The 19,325-nt window shown below is 68.2% G+C and carries 15 protein-coding genes; all 15 read right to left on the bottom strand.

Annotated elements, in window-relative coordinates; translation table 11 throughout:
- Positions 1-3: 3 nt before the first annotated feature.
- The 15 genes from QFZ69_RS21505 to QFZ69_RS21435 all read right to left on the bottom strand — a co-directional run bounded on the left by QFZ69_RS21505 (position 4) and on the right by QFZ69_RS21435 (position 19,216).
- Positions 4-1,317, bottom strand: a complete 1,314-nt coding sequence (locus QFZ69_RS21505; RefSeq protein WP_306914372.1) for a M18 family aminopeptidase — start codon at positions 1,315-1,317, stop codon at positions 4-6.
- A gap of 85 nt (positions 1,318-1,402) precedes the next feature.
- Positions 1,403-2,311, bottom strand: a complete 909-nt coding sequence (locus QFZ69_RS21500; RefSeq protein ID WP_306914370.1) for an intradiol ring-cleavage dioxygenase — start codon at positions 2,309-2,311, stop codon at positions 1,403-1,405.
- A 276-nt stretch (positions 2,312-2,587) separates the two neighbouring features.
- The gene (locus QFZ69_RS21495; RefSeq protein ID WP_306914368.1) at positions 2,588-4,006 is read right to left on the bottom strand and encodes an amino acid permease; all 1,419 of its coding nucleotides are present in this window, start codon (positions 4,004-4,006) and stop codon (positions 2,588-2,590) included.
- 11 nt (positions 4,007-4,017) lie between these two features.
- Positions 4,018-4,506, bottom strand: coding sequence for a hypothetical protein (locus tag QFZ69_RS21490; protein WP_306914366.1), 489 nt, complete (start codon positions 4,504-4,506; stop codon positions 4,018-4,020).
- A gap of 100 nt (positions 4,507-4,606) precedes the next feature.
- Positions 4,607-5,521: an ABC transporter permease gene (locus QFZ69_RS21485; protein ID WP_306914364.1), complete on the bottom strand. Its 915-nt coding sequence runs from the start codon at positions 5,519-5,521 to the stop codon at positions 4,607-4,609.
- Positions 5,518-6,468, bottom strand: coding sequence for an ABC transporter ATP-binding protein (locus tag QFZ69_RS21480; protein ID WP_306914361.1), 951 nt, complete (start codon positions 6,466-6,468; stop codon positions 5,518-5,520). Before QFZ69_RS21480 ends, QFZ69_RS21485 begins: the two co-directional genes overlap by 4 nt.
- A gap of 126 nt (positions 6,469-6,594) precedes the next feature.
- The gene (locus tag QFZ69_RS21475) at positions 6,595-8,091 is read right to left on the bottom strand and encodes a bifunctional phosphatase PAP2/diacylglycerol kinase family protein (RefSeq protein WP_306914359.1); all 1,497 of its coding nucleotides are present in this window, start codon (positions 8,089-8,091) and stop codon (positions 6,595-6,597) included.
- A 105-nt stretch (positions 8,092-8,196) separates the two neighbouring features.
- Complete coding sequence (locus tag QFZ69_RS21470) at positions 8,197-9,384, bottom strand: MFS transporter (RefSeq protein WP_306914357.1); 1,188 nt, start codon at positions 9,382-9,384, stop codon at positions 8,197-8,199.
- Entirely contained in the window at positions 9,381-10,151 is a 771-nt protein-coding gene (locus QFZ69_RS21465; protein ID WP_306914355.1) for a DeoR/GlpR family DNA-binding transcription regulator, read from the bottom strand. The genes QFZ69_RS21470 and QFZ69_RS21465 overlap by 4 nt, the downstream gene beginning before the upstream one ends.
- 158 nt (positions 10,152-10,309) lie before the next feature.
- A complete protein-coding gene (locus QFZ69_RS21460) occupies positions 10,310-11,992 on the bottom strand; it encodes an ATP-binding cassette domain-containing protein (RefSeq protein ID WP_306914354.1) in 1,683 nt (560 codons plus the stop codon).
- 48 nt (positions 11,993-12,040) lie between these two features.
- Positions 12,041-13,480: an amidase gene (locus QFZ69_RS21455; protein ID WP_306914352.1), complete on the bottom strand. Its 1,440-nt coding sequence runs from the start codon at positions 13,478-13,480 to the stop codon at positions 12,041-12,043.
- Positions 13,477-14,742, bottom strand: a complete 1,266-nt coding sequence (locus tag QFZ69_RS21450; RefSeq protein WP_306914350.1) for a M20 family metallo-hydrolase — start codon at positions 14,740-14,742, stop codon at positions 13,477-13,479. Before QFZ69_RS21450 ends, QFZ69_RS21455 begins: the two co-directional genes overlap by 4 nt.
- 45 nt (positions 14,743-14,787) lie before the next feature.
- Complete coding sequence (locus tag QFZ69_RS21445) at positions 14,788-16,158, bottom strand: MFS transporter (protein ID WP_306914347.1); 1,371 nt, start codon at positions 16,156-16,158, stop codon at positions 14,788-14,790.
- A 380-nt stretch (positions 16,159-16,538) separates the two neighbouring features.
- A complete protein-coding gene (locus QFZ69_RS21440; protein ID WP_306914345.1) occupies positions 16,539-17,456 on the bottom strand; it encodes a LysR family transcriptional regulator in 918 nt (305 codons plus the stop codon).
- A 35-nt stretch (positions 17,457-17,491) separates the two neighbouring features.
- Entirely contained in the window at positions 17,492-19,216 is a 1,725-nt protein-coding gene (locus QFZ69_RS21435; protein ID WP_306914343.1) for a PucR family transcriptional regulator, read from the bottom strand.
- Positions 19,217-19,325: the final 109 nt, after the last annotated feature.

The raw sequence follows: 19,325 nt of genomic DNA, 5'->3' as shown, positions 1-19,325 counted from the left end.
GACCTATGCCACCGTGCGGAAGAAACGCTCAGTTACCCGCGCCAGCCGGTACGGGTCCTCGACCCCGCAGAGCTCCCGCGCCGAGTGCATCGACAGCAGGGGAACGCCGACGTCGACCGTTCTGATCCCCAGGCGGGTGGCGGTGAGCGGGCCGATCGTGGAACCGCAGGGCATCACGTTGTTGGAGACGAACTCCTGGTACGGGATGCCGGCGTCGGTGCACAGCCGCGCCCAGAGGGCGGCGCCGGGGGCATCCGTGGCGTAGCGCTGGTTCGCGTTGATCTTCAGCAGTGGGCCGCCGTTGAGCGCCGGCCGGTTGGCCGGGTCGTGCCGCTCGGGGTAGTTGGGGTGCACTGCATGGCCGGCATCGGCCGAGACGCAGAACGACGCGGCGAACGCCTGCCGCCGCTGGCCCGCCGAGGCGCCCAGCCCTTCTGAGATGCGCACCAGGACGTCCTCCAGGACGGGCCCGCAGGCACCCGAGCGCGACGCGGAGCCGATTTCCTCATGGTCAAAGGCGGCCAGTACGGCGATCGGCGCGCCCGCCGGCAGCTGAGTCCGGGCGTGGGCGATCAGCGCCTCGAGCCCGGCATGTGTGGCGGAGAGGTTGTCCAGCCGGCCGGAGGCGAAGAACTCATGCTTCGCTCCGAAAACGGCGGGCGCCTGGGTATCCGCGATCACGACGTCGTAGCCGCCTATCTTCGCCGGATCCACGTTTTCGGTGCGCACACGTCCTGCGAGCAACGCCAGCAGGTCCTCACCCGCGGGATCACCGAGACCGAAGACCGGGTTCATGTGCTGCTGCTTGTCCAGGGCCAACCCGTCGTTCACGGCGCGGTCAAGGTGGATGGCCAGCTGGGGGAAGCGGAGCAGCGGCCCGGTGGCGGTCAGGTGCTGGGTGCCGTCGAGCATCACGAGGCGCCCGGCGAGCTGCAGTTCGCGGTCCAGCCAGGAGTTGAGCAGCGGTCCGCCGTAGATTTCGACGCCGGCCTGCAGCCAGCCGAACTTTCCGGTAGTGGGTTTGGGCTTGAGTTTGAACGACGGCGAATCGGTGTGCGCGCCCAGGATGTTGAAGCCGGTGGTGGGACCGGCGCTCCCGGGCGTGACCCAGGCGATCAGGGCGCCGTCGCGGATCACGTAGTGCTTGCCGGTCCTGCCTGCGGATACGTCCCAGGGCTGCAGCTCGTCCAGGGCGATGAACCCCGCCGCGTCCAGCCGGCGGGCGGCCTCGTGGACGGCGTGGAAGCTGGACGGCGACGCGGTGACGTACGCGCCGAGGTCCTCGATGTGCGCTGCGGCACTGGCGTGGGAGGGCATGGCACCGAGTCTAGTGCCGCGGTTTGGGCCGGGACGCCCGCCCCGGCGGGTACCGCGGTTCCGCGGCGGTTCCGCGGTCGGTGAGCTATATCGTGACGTTGAGCGCGGCCGTGTAGCCCGCGGACACCGAGCCTCCCATCGTGGCGAGCTGGTAGATGCCGCCGTCGTCGCCGAAGACATTGTCGGATTTGAGCGTAGTGCGCGGGAAGTTCCGCGCGCTGGACTCGTACCCGGCCGAGGCGTAAACCTCCCTGCATGCCGCGTCCGTCAGCGCGATCTGCGAGACGGCGAGGACCTGTCCCGCCGTCGTGGCGTTGTTCATGGATTCAAACACCTCAAAGTGGATGTGCGGCCAGCGGCCGCTGTACGCGCCGGGGTAGATGGTCGTGAAGGTGACCTGGCCGTTCGCGTCGGCCTCCTGGACGCCGCGGAGGTAGTTCTCGTTCTTGAGGCCGGAATCGTACATGGAGTACCTGCCGTCGCGGTCGCAATGCCAGGCATAGATCGCCGCGCCGGCCAGCGGCGTGCAGCCGTTGGCGTTGTCGAGCAGGGTCAGCGTGACGGTCAGGGGCACGCCCGCGGCCGTGGAGGTCGAGGTTCCGAAGCTGGCGGTGATGTCCTGCCGGACGACGCCGGAGGCCGACAGCGCATTGGGACCGTTGGACCCGTCCCCCGGAAACGGTCCGGCGGTTTCCTCGGGAATTTCGACGCCGCACTCGGCGATTGCACGGGTCAGCGTGGGCGACGCGGAGGCCGACGGCGTCGCGGCCGCCGCGCTGCCTGGGCTGCTTGCGGAGCCGGTCGGCGTCGAGCTAGCCGTCGCTGAGCCGGCGGAGCCCGTCGATCCGCCCGGGGTGCAGGCGGCTAGCGCCGCCGCCGCGCCGGCCCCGAGGAACATGCCTAGCGAGCGCCGGCGGCTCAGCAGGGTCGAGAGGTCGAATTCCAGGCCGCGGTCGTGGTCGGGGTGCGGTTCTGGCTGGATTGGCGTCGTCATGCGTCCATGTAACCCCAGGCCGCTATGCCAGCACTAGGCCTATCCTGTGAGGACACTGTGCCCGGTCGCGGGGAAGCCCGCCCACTGCAGCCCGGGGCGGACATGCTCTCCCGTCATGTCTGGGAATGGACATGCCCCCTCGCTTGCCCCGGACATGCCCTCCCCTGGAGCCCGCGGATGGGCATAATGGCATTATGTCCACTCCTGGGCACGAGGGTGGGGCATGTCCGGAGGTCCGGGGTGGTGCGGCGGGGCAAGGGCCGGGAGGCTTCGAACTTAGGAGGCCGTTCCCGCGCCGAGGGAAACTTTCTCGGCCGGAACTTCTGTCGGCACGCCGGTGGAGGTCCCGCCCTGCTTTCGGTAGCGCCACAGGCCGATGCCCACGACGACGGCCGCGAGGGCAAGCGAGAGCAGCAGCGATTCCCGGGTGGATTCCAGGATCACCATGCCGATCAGCAGGGCCACGATGCTGATGATGGCCACCCAGGTCAGGTACGGGAAGAGCCACATCTTCAGCTGCAGATCCTTTGCTGCCGCGCCCATTTGGCGGCGCAGGATCAGCTGCGATCCGGCAATGACCAGCCACACGAACAAGGCGATGGCGCCGGAGGTGTTGACCAGGAACAGGAACACCGTGTCCGGGGCGATGTAGTTCAGGCCCACGGTGATGAAACCGACGATCGTGGAGGCCAGGACTGCCGCGGCCGGGACGCCGCGCTTGGAGATCTTCGTCCAGGACTTGGGGGCGTCGCCCCTGCGGGAGAGCGAGAAGAGCATCCGGCTGGCCGTGTAGAGGCCGGAGTTCAGGCAGGACAGCACGGAGGTCAGCACGACGATGTCCATGATGGTGCCGGCGCCGGGGATGCCGAAGAGTTCGATCACGGCAACGTAGGGGCTCTTGGCCACCGAAGCGGAGTTCCACGGCAGCAAGGTCACTACGACCGCGATGGAGCCGATGTAGAAGACCAGGATGCGCCAGACAGTGGACTTTACGGCCTTCTTCACGGCGTCGACCGGGTTCTCCGATTCGCCGGCGGCAATGGTGGCGATTTCGGCGCCGAAGAAGGAGAAGACAACCACCAGGATGCCCGCGAGCACCGCGCCGGGGCCGTTGGGCAGGAAGCCGCCGTTGTCGACCAGGTTGCTCAGGCCGGGGGCAGGGACGCCGGGAACCAGGCCGAGGATGGCGGCCACACCGAAGAGCAGGAACAGCACGATCGCCGTCACCTTGATGGAGGCGAACCAGAATTCGAACTCACCGAAGGACTTCACGGAGCCCAGGTTGGTCAGGGTGAGCAGCACCATGAGGATCAGGGCCCAGACCCACTGGTCGATGCCGGGCACCCAGCGGTGCATGATCGCGGCCCCCGCCGTGGCCTCGATACCGAGCACGATGATCCAGAACCAAGCATAGAGCCAGCCGATGCTGAAGCCGGCCCAGCGGCCGAGCGCCTTGTCCGCGTAGGTGGAGAAGGAACCGGTTTCCGGGTTGGCGGCGGCCATTTCGCCAAGCATGCGCATGACCAGGATGACCACAAGGCCCGCCGCCATGTAGGCAAGGAGGATGCCGGGACCGGCCTGCTGGATTGCGGCGCCGGAACCGACAAAGAGTCCGGCGCCGATCACGCCCGCGATCGCGATCATGGAAAGATGCCTGGGTTTAAGGGATTTCGAAAGCTGCTGGTCAGCCTGCATTAAGCGCCGTCCTAAGTGGGGGATGTTGGTACGTTACTGATGCCGGGCAAGAAGTGCGGCGGGCCACAGTGTCGTTTCACCCTAGACCGGGCCGTCCGCCCGCTGTCCTGTGCAGTGCCACAAACGGCGCACCGTCCACCCGGGCGGAACTCCAACAGGAGGCCCTGCAGGGCAACTAAAGTTGCCTTACGGGCAATTTGGTAGTGTGCCTGAAACCACTGTCTCCGGAAGATTTCCTCAATAATCCGGGTCGCTCGGCACCACGAGGCCGGTTTCGCAGGCGTAGATAGCCCGGCGGAGACGTTGGATCCCCAGGGGTGCATCAGGGTGACCGCCACTTCGATCGCCGCCACCGCCGCCACCGCGGGCAGCGGGTAGGCGCGCCGGAAGAGCAGGGCCGCCGCGGGCAGCACGGCGGCCGGCCACGCGCCGTCGAGCTCCGACTCCATCGCGGTGGGCGTGACGAGGATCAGGTAGCACAGCACCACGACGGCGTCCATGACGCGGGGGTGCTGGAACAGGTAGCGCCGGAGCCGGCCGCGCCCGCGGGCGGTGATTTCGATCGATCCACGAGCCTAGGCAGTGGCCGGGACGCCCGGCCTAGACATCCCGCCTTTTCAGCAGGAACGCGGCGAGGAGCAGCGGGATGAGCACCCAGGCGCCCAGGACCAGGGCCGCCTGCCAGGCTTCGAGCGTGTCCGGGAGGTGCTCCACCGCGGTCAGCGGTTCCACGGTGTTGCCGGGCAGGTACTTCCGGGCCTCGACGAAGAAGTCGCCGGGGATCAGCTGGAACGCGATCGGTGCCACGAAGAACACGCCCACCAGGCTCATGATGCCGCCGGCGGAGTTGCGAATCAGTGCACCGAGGGACATGCCGATCGCGGCCACGGCTGCCACGTAGAGGCTGTTGACCAGCAGCAGTTTGACCGACTGGGAACTGGCGAGGTCGAGTTTGAGGTCGTAGTTGTCCAGGATCGGCAGCGACACCAGGCCGGCCAGGAGCACGGAAACGGCGGTAAGGACAAAGGCAGTCACCATGACGACAAGGAGTTTGGCGGCAAAGGCCGGGATCCGCCTGGGCACGGCGGCGAAGGTGGAGCGGGCCATGCCGGTGGTGAACTCCGAGCTCATCAGCAGCACGCCAAGCGACCCAAGGATCAGCTGGGCGAAGGCGATGCCGGACGTGGGGACGCCGACGGCGAGATCCCCGCCCTGGGCGGCGAACGCGGCGGCCGCCTGGGGGTCCGTCGAGGCGGCCTCGGCGAACTGTCCGGTGCCCCACGCGGAGAGGGCACCGAAGCCCACCACCACCAGGACCGTGGAGCCGAGCAGGATCAGGGTGGACAGCAGGGTGCGGAATTTGATGAATTCGGAGTTCAGGACGCGGAGGAAGGACGGTCCCGGGCCGGGACTGGTGCCGTTGCCCGACAGCTTGGCGGCAGAGGCGTCGCCAGCGGCGTTTCCGGCGTGGGCGCTGCGGGGTGAGGGGGTGGGGTCGAGGGTGGTTGAGCTCATGGCTGGTTGCCTCCGGATTGGACGGGGGCGCCGGCGCCCGTGGTGATCAGCGAGTGGTATTCGACCTCATCCTTGGTCAGCTCCATGTAAGCCTCCTCGAGGCTTGCCTGCAGCGGGGTGAGCTCGTAAATCAGGACGCGGCCGTCAAGCGCGGTCCGGGCAATGTGCCGCGGGTCGAGGCCTTTGACCTCGAGCAGTTCGTTCTCCTGCAGCTCCACGGAGACACCGGCTCCGGCGAGCAGGTGCATGAGCTGGTCCGGCTGGTCGCTGCGGACGCGGGTACGGCTCTGGCCTTTCCCGTTGATGATCTCCTGGATCGGGGCGTCGGCGATGATCCGGCCCCGGCCGATCACGATCAGATGGTCGGCTGTTACTGCCATCTCACTCATCAGGTGGCTGGAGAGGAAGACGGTGCGGCCCTCGGAGGCCAGGTACTTCACCAGGTTGCGGACCCAGAGGACACCTTCCGGATCGAGGCCGTTGACGGGCTCGTCCAGGATGACCGTCTGGGGATCGCCGAGGAGCGCCGCGGCGATGCCCAGCCGCTGGCCCATGCCCAGCGAGAAGCCCTTGACCTTTTTCTTGGCCACGTCGGTCAGTCCGGTCATTTCGATGACCTCGTGCACGCGCTTCCTGGCGATGCTGTGCGTGGCGGCCATCGCCAGGAGGTGGTTGTAGGCGGAGCGGCTGGTGTGGACGGCCTTGGCGTCCAGGAGCGCGCCGACGTCGCGCAACGGTGCGGCGTGCCGCGCGAACGGGGCGCCGTTGACGGTCACGGTGCCCGACGTCGGCCGGTCCAGTCCCATGATCATCCGCATGGTGGTGGATTTACCGGCCCCGTTCGGGCCCAGGAAGCCGGTGACCCGGCCGGCTTCGACAGTGAAATTGACACCGGCGACGGCAGTCTTGTCGCCGTAAACCTTCGTCAGGCCTCGTGCTTCGATCATGGAAGCGTTCCTTTGCTAGCGGTGGGTTTGGTGCAGACCCCACGCTACCGAGGCGATGGGCCGTTTTCGCCGGTCTCAGGGATGATTCAGGGTCGAATCAGGGTAGTCCGGGAGACGGCCGCAGTCTCAGGACGCGGGCGAGTAATAGGTGAGGGCGCCGGGCAGGACGGAGAATTCGACGCCGCGCACCCCTGACATCACTTCCCCGTCCACCGCCAGGACCATGGTGCTGTCTCCCGGCTCCACCCGGATGCTCCTGCTTTCGCTCAGATGGGTGATCCGCGAGGTTGAGACCGTCCCGGTCAGCACGGACCAGAGAAGCCGGAGCCGGGCAAAGGACTCGTCCGCCGTAATCATCCTGAGGTCGAAGACCCCGTCGTCCAGGACGGGGCGGACCAGCGGCGCATGGTCGCGGGGGTAGTACCGTCCGCGTCCGATGTAGAGGATCCACAGCCTGTGCCGCACGCCGTCGACGATCACGCCGGTCGGCGTTCCTGTGGCGAAGGTCCGGAACATCGCCACTACGCCGGCCAGGGGTTTACCCAGCGCCGGCTGGAGCAGTTCCCGGCGCCGGACGAGGTTCGGGTATAGGCCAATGCTCGCGGTGTTGAGCATGGTCAGGTGGAGCACTTCGGGGCTGTCGGGAAGCCCGCGCTCCACGGCCACGAGACCGAGGTCCGCGCGGGCGGCCTCGCCCAAGGACGCCGCCTTGACGGCTGCCTCCAGGTTGGGGATTCCGGCGTCGCGCGCGAAGTGGTTGAGCGTTCCGCCGGGCAGGACCAGGAGCGGCAGGGAATGCTCGACGGCGATCGCCGCCGCGGTGCCCACCGTTCCGTCCCCGCCCCAGACGCCCAGAGCGCGGACTCCGGGGCGCCCGGCCACAGCAGAGATTGCCTCCGCCACGTTCTCCTGCGGCGCCATTTCTGTTACATACGCCTTCGGGAATATTTTTTGCAGGGCCGCGGCCGTCTCCGCCGCGTAGGACCCACCCAGCGTGTTCACCGCGATGCCGAGTCCCTCGCCGTCGGGAAGCCCGGCGGCCGTGACGGCGGTGCGCCGGACCTCGGGGAAGGGCGGCCGGACGGGCCACCATTTGCGCGTGACGAGGGCGGCGCCGGCCCCGATTGCCGAACCGAAGAGGACATCCGAGGGCCAGTGGGCTCCGGTATGAACCCGGGAGTAGGCCACGCCCGCTGCGATGGGGGCCAGCGCGGCACCGACGGCCGGGCGGATCAGTCCCACGCCAAGAGTGAAGGCAACGGCCGAGGCCGAGTGGCCGGAGGGCATGGAGGAGCTGGTGGGCTGGGGGTGGACGAAGCGGAAGGCCGGGAGGTGTTCCGGCAGGGGGCGTGCCCGCGGCAGGAGGGTCTTGAAGCCAAGGTTGGTGATGGCGGAGGCCACGCCTTGCGCCAGCAGCCCATGGAGAGCCGCACGGCGGGTCCTGCCAGGCACCAGGGCCATCAGAGCGGCGATGCCGAACCAGAGCTTTCCCTTCGTTGCCGCTGCGGACAACCGCCGGAAAAAATCGTCATGGCCCCCACCCGGAAACCCCGAGACGGCCCGCACCAGTCTCCGGTCGAGCCCCGCCAGCCGTCCCGGCGCTTTCCTCAGCACGCTTCGCATTGGACCACCTTACTGCGGCGGCGCCAGGCAGGCGGGTCGGCATCAGCCGCCCGGGCCGGGCCTGGGACCGCGGCATCCGGGAGAAAGCTAATGCCCGGCGGCTGTTCACCTGCCGTGCAAGGGCTTTGCGGCGCCGGCGAGCAGAAGGGCGCCCAGAATCGGAACCGCGATCGCCAGCAGGGCCATCCTGATCCCGGTCACGTCGCCCAGGTAGCCCAGCAACGGGGGGCCGGCGAGGAAGGCGATGTAGCCCACCGTCGACACGACGGAGACCCGGGCGGCGGCGTGCTTGGGATCGTCCGCCGCCGCGGACATCCCTACCGGGAACGGCAGGGCAGCCCCCACACCCCACAGTGCGGCGCCTGCCGTCGCCAGCCAGATGTCGCCGGCAAAAACGAAGAGCACCAGCCCGAGCGCGGCCGCTGCCATGCTCGCCCGGAGCACCGCCGCCCGGCCGTACGCATCGATCGCCCGTCCGCCGAAAAAGCGCATGGCGGTCATGGCCAGGACAAAGGCGGCAAACAGCAGGGCCCCGGTGGCCTCCGTGGCGCCGAGTCCGTCCACGGCGGCTTTGGCAATCCAGTCGTTTCCGGCGCCTTCGGTGAGCGTGGCACCAAGAACCACGACGCCGATCAGCAGGGTCCGGGCGTCCCGCCAGGCCCGCGCGGGCCGGGGCTGTGCTGCCTCCCCGTCGAGCTGGGCAGCCACCGGCACATGCGCAAGGAAGTACCGTGGGGCCCACAGGGCGGCCCCCGCGACCACCGCGGCGATTACGAGCAGGTGCGCCGGAAGTCCGACGCCGAGCCTGGACAGCCCGGCGCCGATCAGCGCACCGACGAAGGCTCCGCCGCTGAAGGCGGCGTGGAACTGCGGCATGATGGTGCGGCCGAGCTTGTGCTCGACGTCGGCCCCTTCAATGTTTTGGGACACGTCCCACAGCCCGATGCCGATGCCGAAGACGAACAGCGAGATTGCGGTCCCCGGAACGGTCTCGGCGGCCAGCGACAGCGCGATCCCCACGCCGGCTGCCGCGGCCAGGAGACCGGCGGCGCGAACGGTGTTGGCCGTGCCGATTCTGCCCACGACATGCCCTGCGGTCGGCAGGGCGACAAGCGAACCGGCCGCCAAACACAGCAGCAGTGTCCCCATCTGTCCCGAGGTGATCTGCAGGGTGTCGGTCACCGCCGGGATGCGGGCGGCCCAGCTGGCGAACACGAGCCCGTTGACGCCGAAGATCAGGAAAGTGGCGGCGGCTGCGGCCTTCAGCTGCGGGCGGGTTGCTGTTTCGGTCATACGATCACTGCTTCCACCGAGTGTTGGGCGAGTTGGGCGAGTTCTCCGGGGCTGAGGGCCTTGTCCGTGACAATGGTGTCCACGGCGTCGAGGGGCGCGACGAGTGCGACGGCGCTGGCGTTCCATTTTTTCCCGGAGCACGCGACGATCACCCGCCCTGCGGATTCAAGTCCGGCGCGCTTCACGGCGGCGTCGTCGAGGTCGTGGGCCAGCAGTCCGTCCTGGAGATTTAGCGCGCAGGGTGTGACCACGGCGGTGTCGAAGCGCAGCGAGCGGATATTGGCTTCTGCCATGGGTCCGCGGAACGACAGTTCTCCGGGGACCAGGCTTCCGCCCGGGAGCAATAATTCGGGGCGGCGGCCGGCGGGGGACTCTGCGGTTAGCGCATTGACGGCACGCAAGGACATCGGCATGATGGTCATCTCGCGCTGTTGCACCTGACGGGCGATTTCCGTGGCCGTGGTGCCGCTGTCCAGCCAGAGGTGTCCCCGGTCCTTGAGCAGGGCCGCAACTCCGGCAGCAATCCGCACCTTGACGGCGTGGTCTTCCAGCTCGCGTTGCCCGTACTCAGGGTTCTCGCCGCCCACCAGCAGGCTCCTGGCTCCGCCATGGACCCTGCGCAGCACGCCGTGCAGGGCCAGGACATCGAGGTCGCGCCGGATGGTGGCCCCGGAGGCGCCGCAGGCGGCCATGAGTTCGTCCACGGTCACATGCTCCCGGCTGCGCAGCAGTTCTCCGATCCGGCGGTGCCGTTCACCAGTGTTCATGCCCAAATACTAGCATTTTGTGATTATTTGATCATGGTTGCGCAGCTGTAGCCTGTCCGACGCTCCCTCACTTCCTGCAGGCAAAGCCCGAACGCTCTCTCACCAGATGGGGAAGCGTTGGCGAAAAACGTGCAGGAAGTGCGGGAGGGTCCGGCTCTCTAGCGGGCCCGCTCGACGCGCTTTTCGTCCCAGACCGGCTCGGCCGACTCGTAGACCTTGCCGTCGGAGCCGAAGATCAGGAAACGGTCAAAGGTCCGGGCGAACCAGCGGTCGTGGGTGACGGCCAGGACGGTGCCCTCGAAGTGGTCAATCGCCCGTTCCAGGGCCTCGGCGGAGTGCAGGTCCAGGTTGTCCGTCGGCTCGTCGAGCAGCAGCAGCGTGGCGCCGGAGAGCTGCAGCAGCAGGATCTGGAACCGGGCCTGCTGGCCGCCGGAGAGGGATTCGTACTTCTGCTCCGACTGCGCGGCCAGGCCGTAGCCGTCCAGTGCCCCGGCCGCGGCCTCGCGGCCCAGCCCGGAGCGGTGTTCATCGCCCCGGTGCAGGATCTCCAGCAGCGTCTTGCCCAGCAGGTCCGGCCGGATGTGGGTCTGTGCGAAGAACCCGGGCCGGATCCGGGCGCCGAGTTTGACGGTGCCCTCGTGCGGGACTTCGGCGATCTCGACGTCGGACACCGGCAGGTGCTCGCGTTCCGGATCGGTGCCGCCGGTGGCGAGCAGACGCAGGAAGTGGCTCTTGCCGGATCCGTTGGAGCCCAGGACGCCGACCCGGTCGCCGAACCACACCTCGGTGGAGAACGCCTTCATGAGCCCGGTCAGTTCCAGCTTTTCGGCCACAATGGCCCGCTTGGCAGTCCGGCCGCCCCTGAGCCGCATCTGCACCTTCTGCTCGATCGGCAGGGCCTCGGGCGGGCCCACTTCCAGGAACTTCGCCAGCCGGGTCTGCGCGGCGTGGTACCGGTTGGCCATGTCGGAACGGAACGCGGCCTTGTTCTTGTACATGTTGACGAGTTCCTTGAGCTTGACGTGCTCCTCGTCCCAGCGCTTGCGCAGCTCCTCGAAGCGGGCATTCCGGTCTGCGCGCGCCCCCACATAGGAGCCGAAGCCGCCGCCGTGCACCCAGGCGCCGGCGCCGTTGATGCCCGGTTCGAGGGTGACGATGCGGCTGGCCGCGTTGTTAAGCAGCTCGCGGTCGTGGCTGATGAAGAACACGGTCTTTTTCGACTCGTTCAGCTTTGCCTCCAGCCAGCGCTTGCCCGGCACGTCGAGGTAGTTGTCCGGTTCGTCGAGCAGCAGCAGGTCGTCGGGACCGGCGAAGAGCGCCTCCAGCACCAGCCGCTTCTGCTCGCCGCCGGAGAGGCTCGACGCCGGTCGGTGCTGCGCGCGGTCGAACGGCAGGCCCAGCGCGGCCATGCAGACCTCGTCCCAGACGGTCTCGACGTCGTAGCCGCCGGCGTCTCCCCAGTCCACGATCGCCTGTGCGTAGTTCATCTGGGTGGGTTCGTCGTCGTGCTCCAGCATCGCCAGCTCGGCCTCATCGACCGTGCGGGCAGCGGTGGCCAGCGCCGGCGGCGCGGCCGAGACCAGCAGGTCGCGGACGGTGGAATCGTCCCGGACCTGGCCCACGAACTGGCGCATGATGCCCATGTTTCCGGAGCGTCCGATCACGCCTTCGTCCGGAACGAGGTCGCCGGAGATGATCCGGAACAACGTCGTCTTTCCCGTTCCGTTGGGCCCGATGAGTGCCGTTTTGGTGCCGTCCGGGACCTTGAAGGTCACGCCGTTGAGCAGCTGCGTGCCGTCGGAAAGGAAGTAATCGATGTTGGAAACGTCAATATGAGCCACGCCGTCAATCTTCCCACGGACGGACGTGCCGGCCGAGGGGGCCGGCTGCTAGTGGTTCACCAGGAGGTCCGGACGGCGCCCGGCCCAGGGCCGCACCGCCTCCACGGCGGCGCCCACGCTGAAGACTGTGGCGTCATCGAATGGATGGCCGACGATCTGCACTCCCGTCGGGATGCCGCAGTCGGCCATGCCGCTCGGCACGGCAAGGACGGGGCAACGGTTGGTGATGTTGAAGGGTGCCGTCATGTGCCCCTGCCAGTAGTGCTCGAGCCGCACGCCGCCGGCGTCGATGCCCTCGAGGTACATGCCGTCCGCATCCAGGGCGGCCACGGCCGAGGCCGGGCAGACCAGGGCGTCGAAGCCGGACATCGCCGCGGCAAGCTCGGCCTGCATACTCGTTTCCGCCCGGATACCATCGATGAACCGGTTTTCCGCGGCGGCTTTCCGCGCGTCCGCCATGAACCGCCGTGTGTACGGGGCCAGCAGCTCTGGAGACTCCGCGGTCTCGTCCTCCATGGCCGGACCGAGGAGGTAGCCGAAGTGGGTGAACATGGTCCGGCTGATGTCCGCCGTGGTCCAGGGCAGCTCGATCTCTTCCACCACGGCCCCGGCGGCACGCAAGGCTGCTGCCACGTCACGCGTATTGGCCTCGATGTCGGCGGCGACGGGATAGTTCCCCAGCCGGATGCACAGTGCGATGCGCATGCCGGCCACTGCCGAGGCGGCGTCGGCGCCCGGCGGGCAGGACAACGCCGGGCCTCCGGCGAGGGAGGTATGGTCGCCCGGATGACGGCCCGCCATGACGTTCGCCAGCAAGGCCGCGTCCGCCACGGTCCGTGCCATCGGGCCGTCGCCGCGGTAGTGGTCCGCGGAGAGCGGGGCCAGGCCGGGAATCCGTCCGTAGGGTGCCTTATAGCCGACGGTCCCGGTGAAGGACGCCGGCAGGCGGGTTGAACCCGCGATGTCGGAGGCGGTGGCGAGCGGCGCCAGCCCGGCGGCCAGTGCCGCCCCGGAACCGCCGGAGGAGCCACCCGGGGAATACTGCCGGTTCCAGGGGTTGCGCGTGACTCCCCACAGAGGACTGTGGGTGACGGTGGCACAGCTGTATTCGGGCGTGGTGGTGCGGGCATGGATGATTCCGCCGGCGCGCTGGATCCGGTCGACGACGGGATGGTCCGCCTGCGCCAGCTCCCCCTTGCGGGCCACGAGCCCCTGCGAAAGGGTGCGTCCCCTGAGCCCGTGCTTTTCCTTTGCCGCTACCGGCAGCCCCAGCAGCGGTGTGAGGTCCCGGCCCCGCGCATACCTGGCAGCGGCCTGCCGTGCCGCCGGCATCGCCTCGTCGAACAGGGTTTCCGTCAGGGCGTTGATTCCTCCGTTGACGGCCTCCGTCCGGGTGATCACCGCTTCCATGAGCTCCACCGGCGAGAGCTCCCGGGAGCGGAAGAGCCGCAGCGCCGTGCCGGCGTCGAGGTAGTGCAGTTCGGTCATGCCAGGGCCGCCGTCGGCTCGGAGGCGGCACCGGCCAGCGCGCCGGCTACCAGCTCCCGGGCCACACCGGTGAGCATGTCCACGCCGGCAACCATGTCCTCGTCGGTGCTGAATTCCCGTTCGCAGTGCGAGACGCCGTCGACGCTGGGGATGAAGAGCATGACCGACGGCGCCATCGTGTTCATGGCCACGGAATCGTGGCCGGCCATGGTCTGGATCCGCCGTGCGGAAAGGCCCAGGTCTGCAGCCACCTTGTCCGCGAGCTCGAGTCCGCCTTCGGGGAAGCGGCGGATCGGCCGGATGTCGAAGTCCTTCACATTGACTTTGATGTCGTGCTCGCGCGCCAGCACGTCGATGTCGGCGATGAGTTTGGCGCGGGCCGCCCTGACGATGTCCGGATCGCCGGAGCGGAGGTCCGCGACGAGATGGACCCTTCGGGCCACCACAATGGGCGAGTTCGGCTCCAGTGTCAGCTGCCCCACCGATGAGACGAGGGCCTCCTCGGCGAAGTCCCTCGTGACGTCGTGCACCATAAGAATGATCTTGGCGGCCGCCACCAGGGCGTCATGCCGGTCCGCCATGGCCGTCGCTCCGGTATGCGACTGTTCGCCGAGCACCTCGATGTCCAGTTTCTGCGTGTACCAGCTGCTGTCCACCAGGCCGACGGCGGTGCCCTCGCGTTCCAGGATCCGGCCCTGCTCGATGTGGATCTCGGCGTAGCCGGCGGCCTTGGGCCCCTCATCCGTGCCGAGGTACCCGATGCCGTCCAGCGCCGCACGGACCGTGATGCCCTGCAGGTCCGCAACATCGAGCATCTGTTCCCGCTGCAGGAGTCCCGCAAACACCGAACTTCCCATGATGCTCGGGGCGAACCGGCCGCCCTCCTCGTTGAACCAGTTCACCACCGCCAGGTTGAACCGCGGCGCGGCCCCGCCCTCGGCAACCTCGGTGTCCAGCCGCCGGGCCGCGTGCAGGGCGGCAACGACGCCGTACGCGCCGTCGAACCGGCCGCCGAGCGGCTGGCTGTCCAGGTGGGACCCGACCAGCACATAGGGTGCCCCCGGCGTCCACTCCAGCAGCCCGAACATGTTGCCGATTCCGTCCACCCGGAGTTCCCATCCGGCGTCGCGCACCCACCCGGCGAACCAGTGGCGTGTCTGCGCATCCTCCGGCGTTGCGGCCTGGCGGTCGACGCCGTTATCGGGCGTGGCGCCGATGGTGGCGACCTGGTGGAAGTCTTCGAGGAAAGCTGCTGAGTTCATGGGAAGTCCTTTGTCTGTTGCGGTGGAGCGGGTGGGGCGGCGGGCTCAGCCCATGCGGCCGCGCGTCTCGGGAACCTTGGTGAACAGCACCAGGAGGAGCACGACGGCGGCCGCCGCGGCCATGTAGAAGCCGGGCGCGTGGGGCACTCCGGTGCCGCCGACGAGGGCGGTACCGATGAACGGTGCGGTGCCGCCGAAGAGCGCGTAGGCGCCGTTGTAGCTGATGGCCGCCGAGGTGAAGCGGGTGCGGGTCGTGAAGATTTCAACGAAGAAGGTGTAGCAGCCTCCGCCGTAGATGCAGAGCGCCACCACGAAGAGGGACTGGCCCAGGAGGGCGAGAGGGAGGCTGCCGCTGGTCACCAGCATGAAGCTCGGCACGGAAAGCAGGGCCAGCGCGGCCGAACCGGCAATGAGCATTGGTTTGCGGCCGAAGCGGTCGCCGAGCCGGCCGCCGAGAGGAAGCAGGACGGCGTAGAGGGCGAGGGCGGCGGCGTTGACCAGGAGAGACTGCTCACGGCTCAGGTGGCCGGTGGTCTGGACGTAGGAGACGAAATAGGCCGAGAGGAAGTAGAAGCCCATTGCGGTGAGGCCCATGACGAAGATGACCTGGACCATACGGAGCCGGTTTTCGCGGAAGGCTTCGCGGACCGGGCTGAATTCCTTGGTCCGGGCAGCCTTGGCCTCATTGAACGCATCGCTTTCCACCGTCCGGCTGCGGATCCAGACGCCGAACAGGGCGAGCGGCAGGGCCAGCAGGAACGGCAGGCGCCAGCCCCACGCCATGAAGGCTTCGTTGGGCATTGACTGGCTCAGGATGAGGATCATCGAACCGGCCACGACGGAGGGCAGCGCCGTGGCGGCGATGGTGATGTTGAGCCAGAACCCGCGGCGGCTGACCGGGGCATGCTCGAAGACAAACGACGGCGCTCCCACCGATTCGCCGCCGGCCGAGAAGCCCTGGACCAGCCGGCAGAGGACCAGCAACACCGGTGCCCAGGCGCCGATCTGGCCGTAGGTCGGCAGCAGCCCCATCAGGGCGGTGGCCCCGCCGATGGCGACGAGCGTGATGGTCAGGACCCGGCGACGGCCGATCCGGTCGCCGAGCGCGCCGAAGAACAGGCCGCCGATGGGGCGGACCACGAAGGCGACGCCGAAGGTGGCGAAAGTGGCAAGCATGGCCGTGACGGGGTTGCTGCCCGGGAAGAACAGTTGCGAGAAGATGACGGCGGTGAGGCCGTAGAGCGTGAAATCGTAGAACTCGATGAACTGCCCGATGCTGCCGCCGGCGAGGACCCGCTTCTGCATCCTGGTGATGCCGAGGGGTCCGGACCGCGGGGCGTCCTTGTCCAGGGCCGGGGCGGATGGAGTGGTCTGGGAAGCGGACACCGGGGGGTCCGTGATGTCGTTGATCGTCATGACAGCCACGCTAGAGGTGCGGTGTTTCCGAAGTTCGCTGTCGCGTTACGGGCCCGGGAATTGAAATCTGCTGATGTTGCCGCGGTGTTGCCGGGAAGCGGCGGTCCGGACATATGTCGGACACCTGGGGCGTGAATCGGAACCATTGAATCTCCTTTGATCAATATGGTTGTCGCGCGTCGGACTCGGCCAAGGGCCGTCATTTGCGCGGGATTTGCCGATGGGCTCCCTCCGGCACCACCGCACTGCACCAACTGTGTGTGATTCGGTTCACATCTGTCCAATTGATTGTTTTGGCCGAACCGATAGATTTTGTCGATGCTGATTTTTTCGGACTTGCCCTGTTACAGTCGCGTATGCGCCGGGGGAGTCGCCCACGATTACTGCCGGACGGCGCCGTAGAGACGAATGCAGGTCTCCTCAAAGGCGAGTGCCCGGCGGGTGGGTTGCACCCCCTCGGGCCGGACCAGCATCACCTCGATCGGCGGGAAATCATCCGTCAGGGTCAGGGCCACCACCCTGCCGCCGGAATACGTCAGGTCGCTGTGGAGCCGCTGGTTCAGCATGGCGTAGCCGTGCCCCTTCGCCACAAACGAGCGCACCGTTTCATACCCCGCAAAGCGGTGCCGGACGTTGGGAACCACCCCCGCGATCGCGTACAGCTGCTCGTAGTATTCCCTGCTGTGCGGGAGATCCAGCACCACCGCCGGTTCGCCGTCGAGATCCTTCAGCGCGATGCTCCGCTCGGGCCGGGACGCCGCTGGGTGTTCAGCATGGACCAGCACATGAGGGGGCACCCGCTCGAGCACCGTGTGGGTGAAGCCCCGGCCCAGGCCGAGACCGTACATCAACGCGACATCGCACTGCCCTTCGAGGAGAGCGGTCTGCAAACTCGCCAGATCGGCCTCCAAAAAGGAGACCTCGACCCCCGGATGCTGCACTTCGAAGGTCTGCAGGATTGCGGGCAGCCTGAAGGGCGCCAGGGGCGCAAACACGCCCACCTTGAGCTCTCCGACCAGGCTTGTCGCGAGCCCCCGGGCCGACTCGTACAGCGAATCCGCATGCTCCAGCAGCACCTTGATGTCGTGGGCAAGCTGCCGGCCGGACGGTGTCAGCCGCAGGCCGCGGGTCCGGAGCCGGACAAACAGCTGGGTCGACAAGCTTGCTTCGAGCTGGGCCATTGCGGTGGACAGGGTGGACTGTGTCACGAGCAGTCTTTCGGCTGCCGCTGTCATGTTTTCGAGCTCGGCCACCACCGCGAAATACCGCAGCTGGGTCAAGGTAAAGGGCTTCGCCATTCGTCAATGCTCGCATTCTGCGCGGATTCGCGCGGTCACAGGCCCCGGAGCCGATGCAGGAGGAGGGCGACGTGCAGCGAGGTCCGTGATTCCGCGTCGTCGAGGTCCACGCCGAGGAGCTCTTCAAGGCGGGCCAGCCGCGCGTACAGCGTCGGCCGGCTGAGATAGCCGGTGCGGGCCAGCGCCGCCTTGTTGCCGCCGGACTCGAGGTACTGGCCCAGCAGCTCCAGGTGCCCGCCGCCGTCGCGAGCCTCGGTTTGCAGGACACCCTCCAGTTCTGACTCCGCGAACTGCTGCACGCGCGGATCCTTGCGGAGCAGGGCCAGCAGCCCCCGAAGCCGGACGTCCGTCGCCCGGTAGAACGGCTTCCGGTCACCCCGCAGCGTCGCCGCGGTTTCGGCGACGTGGGAGGCCTCGTCAATGCCCGCCGCCGCTTCGAGCAAGGAACCCCTCAGATGTCCGACGCCGACGCTCCATGACGGCTCCGTCGGAACGCCGGGCAGGCCTCGGCGGGGCTCGCCTCCGCCGGGCGGGCCTCCGCCGGGCAGGCCTCCGCCGGAGGGAAGGCCGGCTGGCATGTCGCTGCCGGCGAGGGCATCGGCGAGACGCTGCAGGGTCGGATCCTCCAATTGCTTCGCGGGAATGGCCAGGATCATGCCGACCGATCCGGACCGGATGCTCGCGGTCAGGGCACTGCCTGACACGGATTTGAGGACCCGGGCGAGCTGCTCCAGCAGTGCACGCTCCTCCTGTTGCCCGGCGAGCGGGTCACCGCCCGGATCCGCGTCTTCCGGCGAGGCACCAGAAGCTGCTCCGCCGCTCCTGAACACAATCGGCAGGTAGTACGGCGACCGTCTGAGTCCCAGCGCCGCGGCGCGGGCCTGCGCCTCGTCCTCGCCCAGGCCGCGGGGCTGACGCAGGGCGTTGAGAAGCCCCGCCTGGGCCTGGTGGCTCAGCTCCCGCCGGTCCCGTTCGGCGAGCCGGTTGATCGCCAGTGTCTGTGCCGCGCGTTCGAGCACCATGGCCGCCGCGTCGTCGTCGTCGAGGGGGACCGGCACCACCAGCCGCCCCCAGACGTTCCGGCGCACCCCGACCGGCGTCTGCAGCCAAGCCTCGGGCCCCGTGCGGCTCGTCTCGGGCGGCGCCGGCGTGGTCCGCGACCGCCGCTCCCAGTCCTCCAGCAGTTCGGTGGTCCGGAGCTGGCGGGCCGAGTACGCGAGGACGAGGTGCGAGAGGTCCTCCAGGACCACCGGGGCGCCGATCATGGCGGCCGCCTGCTCCACCACCTGCCCGGTCCCCGCGCTTTCCAGGCTCAACACGGTGAAGGCTTCGTGGACGTCGCGGGCGCGTTCGACCCGCTCCAGCTGTTCGGCGACGATGATCCGGTGCACAATTTCGGTGACCTGCACGAACCGCACCCGGCGTTCCACCACGATCACGGGCATGGCCGTGCCCAGCGCGGCCGCCCGCAGTGCATCCAGGCTGCGCTTCCGGTCGCCCACGAGTTCAACAATCAGGCCCGACGCCGTCGCCTGTTCCAGGGACCTGATGAACGACGCCGTGAGCCCGGGTTCCTTTTCCAGCTCCAGTCCGGTGGTAAGCACCAGCTCTCCGCCCGACAGGAGCCCGGAAAGGTCGAGCAATTCGCTCACGTGGACCCAGCGCACCGGGTTGCCGAGGGCCCCGGCGCCGCCGAGCAGGAGCGGACCGGCATCGCGGAGAACGGGAAGGTCAAGGATCGAGCCGACGGTCGGCAACATTTACACAGTGTAAGCCATTATGTGATTCGCCTTACATATCGGCACTTATGGCGCCGTCTCCCGGCAGGGACACTGGACGCAACGCCCCCGAATACCGCATGAGGAGAAA

Source organism: Arthrobacter sp. V1I7, assembly GCF_030817015.1.
Classification (GTDB): domain Bacteria; phylum Actinomycetota; class Actinomycetes; order Actinomycetales; family Micrococcaceae; genus Arthrobacter.
The sequence above is the reverse complement of the archived record's forward strand: the minus strand, read 5'-3'. Positions and strand labels throughout refer to the sequence as shown.